This is a genomic window from Thiobacillus sp., from assembly GCF_018780105.1.
Lineage (GTDB): Bacteria > Pseudomonadota > Gammaproteobacteria > Burkholderiales > Thiobacillaceae > Thiobacillus.
Genome location: NZ_JADMKC010000027.1, coordinates 1 through 3,957 on the forward strand (window position 1 = coordinate 1; position 3,957 = coordinate 3,957).

1 protein-coding gene is annotated in these 3,957 nt (G+C 64.7%); it reads left to right on the forward strand.

Features of this window, described 5'->3' with window-relative positions; genetic code table 11:
* On the forward strand, positions 1-3,957 hold a 3,957-nt coding region (locus tag IV098_RS12995; protein ID WP_367114186.1), incomplete at both ends, for a beta strand repeat-containing protein.

The window sequence follows — 3,957 nt, forward strand, 5'->3', positions numbered from 1 at the left end:
CTACCTCGACGCCGGCAGCATCAGCGCCACCATTGCGTCTGCATCCGGCGGCAACTTCGAGAATCTGGCGATCAATCCGGCTGCGGCGACCACCGGCATCACCGACACGACTGACACCACCACCGTCAGCCTGAGCGCTTCCGCCAGCGTCGCCGAGGGCAGCAACATCGTCTATACGGCCAGCCTGAACAACGCTGCGCAGTCGCCCGTCACGGTCACACTGTCGAACGGCGCGACGATCACTATCGCCGCGGGCGCATCCACAGGAACCGTGAGCGTTGCGGCTCCCGGCGATGATGTGTATCTGGATGCCGGCAGTGTCAGTGCAACGATTGCGTCCGCCACCGGCGGCAACTTCGAAAGCCTCGCCATCAACCCGGCTGCCGCGACGACCACGATTTCCGACACGCTTGATAGCACGACGGTCAGTCTGGGCGCGAGCGCTTCGGTGGCTGAAGGCGGCAACATTGTCTACACCGCGAGTCTGAACAACGTGGCGCAGACTCCGGTCAGCGTGACCCTTTCCAACGGCGCGGTGATCAGCATCGCTGCCGGCGCCTCCAGCGGCACGATCAGTGTCGCCGCGCCTGCAGATGACGCCTATCTGGACGCCGGCAGCATCAGCGCCACCATTGCGTCCGCATCGGGCGGCAACTTCGAGAGTCTGGCGATCAACCCGGCTGCCGCCACTACGGGCATCACCGACACCTTCGATACGACCACGGTCAGCCTGGGCGCTTCCGCCAGCGTCGCCGAGGGCGGCAACATCACTTACACCGCGAGCCTCAACAATGTGGCGCAGTCGCCGGTCAGCGTGACGCTTTCCAACGGGACGACGATCACGATTGCGGCAGGCGCTTCCAGTGGCAGCGTGAGCGTTGCTGCGCCGTCCGACGATGTCTATGTCGATGCAGGTTCGGTATCGGCCACGATTGCCTCGGCCTCCGGCGGAAACTTCGAAAATCTGGCGATCAATCCGGCACCTGCGACCACTAGCATCACCGACACGACCGATATCACCACCGTCAGCCTGTCTGCCGATGCGGCAGTCGCCGAAGGCGGCAGCGTGGTCTACACGGCAACCCTGGATCACGCAGCAGAAACCCCGGTCTCCATCGTTTTGAGCAACGGCGCGACGATCAGCATCGCGGCTGGTTCGGCAACCGGCACGGTCAGCCTCCCTACTCCGACCGATGACGTGTACCTGGACTCCAGCAGCATCAGCGCGACCATTGCGTCCGCCACTGGCGGCAACTTCGAAAGCCTGGCGATCGACCCGGCACCGGCATTGACCAGCATCACCGACACGATCGATGTCACCACGGTCACGCTGACCGCCAGTGCAAGCGTGGTCGAAGGCGGCAACATCACCTACACCGCCAGTCTCAACAACGTGGCGCAGACGCCGGTCAGCGTCACGCTTTCAAACGGCGCGGTGATCAGCATCGCTGCCGGCGCATCCACTGGGACGGTCAGCGTTGCGGCTCCAAGCGACGACGTCTACCTGGATGCCGGCCCGATCTCCGCCACGATTGCCTCCGCTGCCGGCGGCAATTTCGAAAGCCTCGTGGTCAACCCGGCTGCCGCCACCACCAGCGTCACCGATACGCTCGATACGACCACAGTCAGCCTGTCCGCTTCGGCCAGTGTGGCCGAAGGCGGCAACATCACTTACACCGCCACCCTCAACAATGCGGCCCAGACGCCGGTCAGCGTGACGCTTTCCAACGGCGCGGTCATCAGCATCGCCGCCGGCGCATCCACAGGAACCGTGAGTGTTGCGGCACCCGTCGATGATGTGTATCTGGATGCCGGCAGCGTCAGTGCCACGATTGCGTCGGCCACCGGCGGCAACTTCGAAAACCTCGTCGTCAATCCCGCTGCGGCCACGACGGGCATCACCGACACGCTCGACACGACCACCGTCTCCCTGACGGCTTCAGCCAGCGTGGCCGAGGGCGGCAACATCAGCTACACGGCCAGCCTCAACAATGTCGCGCAGGCCCCAGTCACGATCACCTTGTCCAACGGGGCAACGATCAGCATCGCTGCCGGCGCTTCGAGCGGCACAGTCAGCATCGCTGCGCCGACCGACGATGCCTATGTCGACGCCGGCAACATCTCGGCCAGCATCAGCAGCGCCACCGGCGCTAATTTTGAAAATCTGGCGATCAATCCGGCGCCGGCGGTGACCAGCATTACCGACACGATCGATGTCACCACGCTCACCCTGTCCGCTTCTGCCAGCGTGGCAGAGGGTGGCAGCATCCTCTACACCGCCAGCCTGAACAACCCGGCCAGCACAGCCGTAACGGTCACCCTCTCCAACGGCGCAACGATCAGCATCGCCGCCGGCGCTTCCAGCGGCACAGTCAGTGTCGCCGCACCGGGCGATGACGCGTATCTGGATGCAGGTTCGATCTCCGCGACGATTGCGTCCGCGTCCGGCGGCAGTTTCGAGAGCCTTGCGATCAATCCCGCAGCAGCCACCACCAGCATCACCGATACGCTGGATACGACCACGCTTGATCTCACGGCTTCCGCCAGCGTGGTTGAGGGGGGCGCGGTGACCTATACTGCAAGCGTAAGCCAGCCGGTTACCGGTAGCCCGCTGACCGTCAGCCTGTCCAATGGCCTCAGCCTCACTATTCCGGTCGGCGCTTCAAGCGCCAGCGTCAGCATGGCGGCGCCGGATGACGTCTATAGCGGCGGCGCCAGCCTGTCGGTCACCGTGACCGGCACCAGCGGCGCCAACTATGAAGCGCTCGCCATCGGCAGCGGCGCTGCCGGCAGCCCGGCCGTAACCACGGTCACCGACGATGCCGACGCCACCACGGTCAGCCTGTCGGCCAGCGCCAGCGTGGCCGAAGGCGGCAACATCGTCTATACGGCCAGCCTCAACAATGTGGCGCAGTCGCCGGTCAGCATCACCCTGTCCAACGGGGCGGTCATCAGCATCGCCGCCGGCGCTTCCAGCGGCACAGTCAGCGTCGCTGCGCCGTCCGACGATGTCTATCTGGATGCCGGTAGTGTTGGCGCCACCATTACGACTGCCTCTGGCGGCAACTTCGAGAACCTGGCGATCAACCCAACAGCCGCAACGACCGCGATCAGCGACACGCTGGATACGACCACGGTTTCGCTCACGGCGACTCCGAACGTCGCCGAAGGCGGCAACATCATCTACACCGCCAGCCTCGACAACGTCGCGCAGTCGCCGGTCAGCATCGCGCTTTCCAACGGGGCGGTCATCACTATCGCTGCCGGCGCCTCCAGTGGTTCGGTCAGCGTCGCCGCACCGACCGACGATGTGTACCTCGATGCGGGCAGCGTCAGTGCCACGATTGCGTCCGCCAGTGGCGGCAATTTCGAGACGCTGACGGTGACCCCCACCGCGGCGGTGACCAGCGTCACCGATACCCTCGACAGCACGACGCTCAGCCTGAGCGCGAGCGCTTCGGTGGCCGAAGGCGGAAACATCACTTACACCGCCTCTCTCAACAATGTGGCGCAGACGCCGGTCAGCGTGACGCTTTCAAACGGCGCTGTAATCAGCATCGCTGCAGGTGCATCGAGCGGATCGGTCAGCTTCGCTGCGCCGACCGATGATGTCTATGTCGACGCGGGTTCGGTCTCGGCCACGATTGCGTCGGCTGCCGGTGGCAATTTCGAGAGCCTCGTCGTCAATCCGGCTGCAGCCACCACCAGCATCACCGACACGCTCGACACCACGACCGTTAGCCTGAGCGCAAGCGCTTCGGTGGCTGAAGGTGGCAACATCGTCTACACGGCCAGCCTCAACAACGTGGCGCAGTCGCCGGTCAGCATCACCCTGAGCAACGGTGCCGTCATCAGCATCGCTGCGGGCGCGTCTTCCGGCAGCGTGAGCGTCGCTGCGCCGTCCGATGATGTCTATGTCGATGCGGGTTCGGTCTCGGCCACGATTGCCTCGGCTGC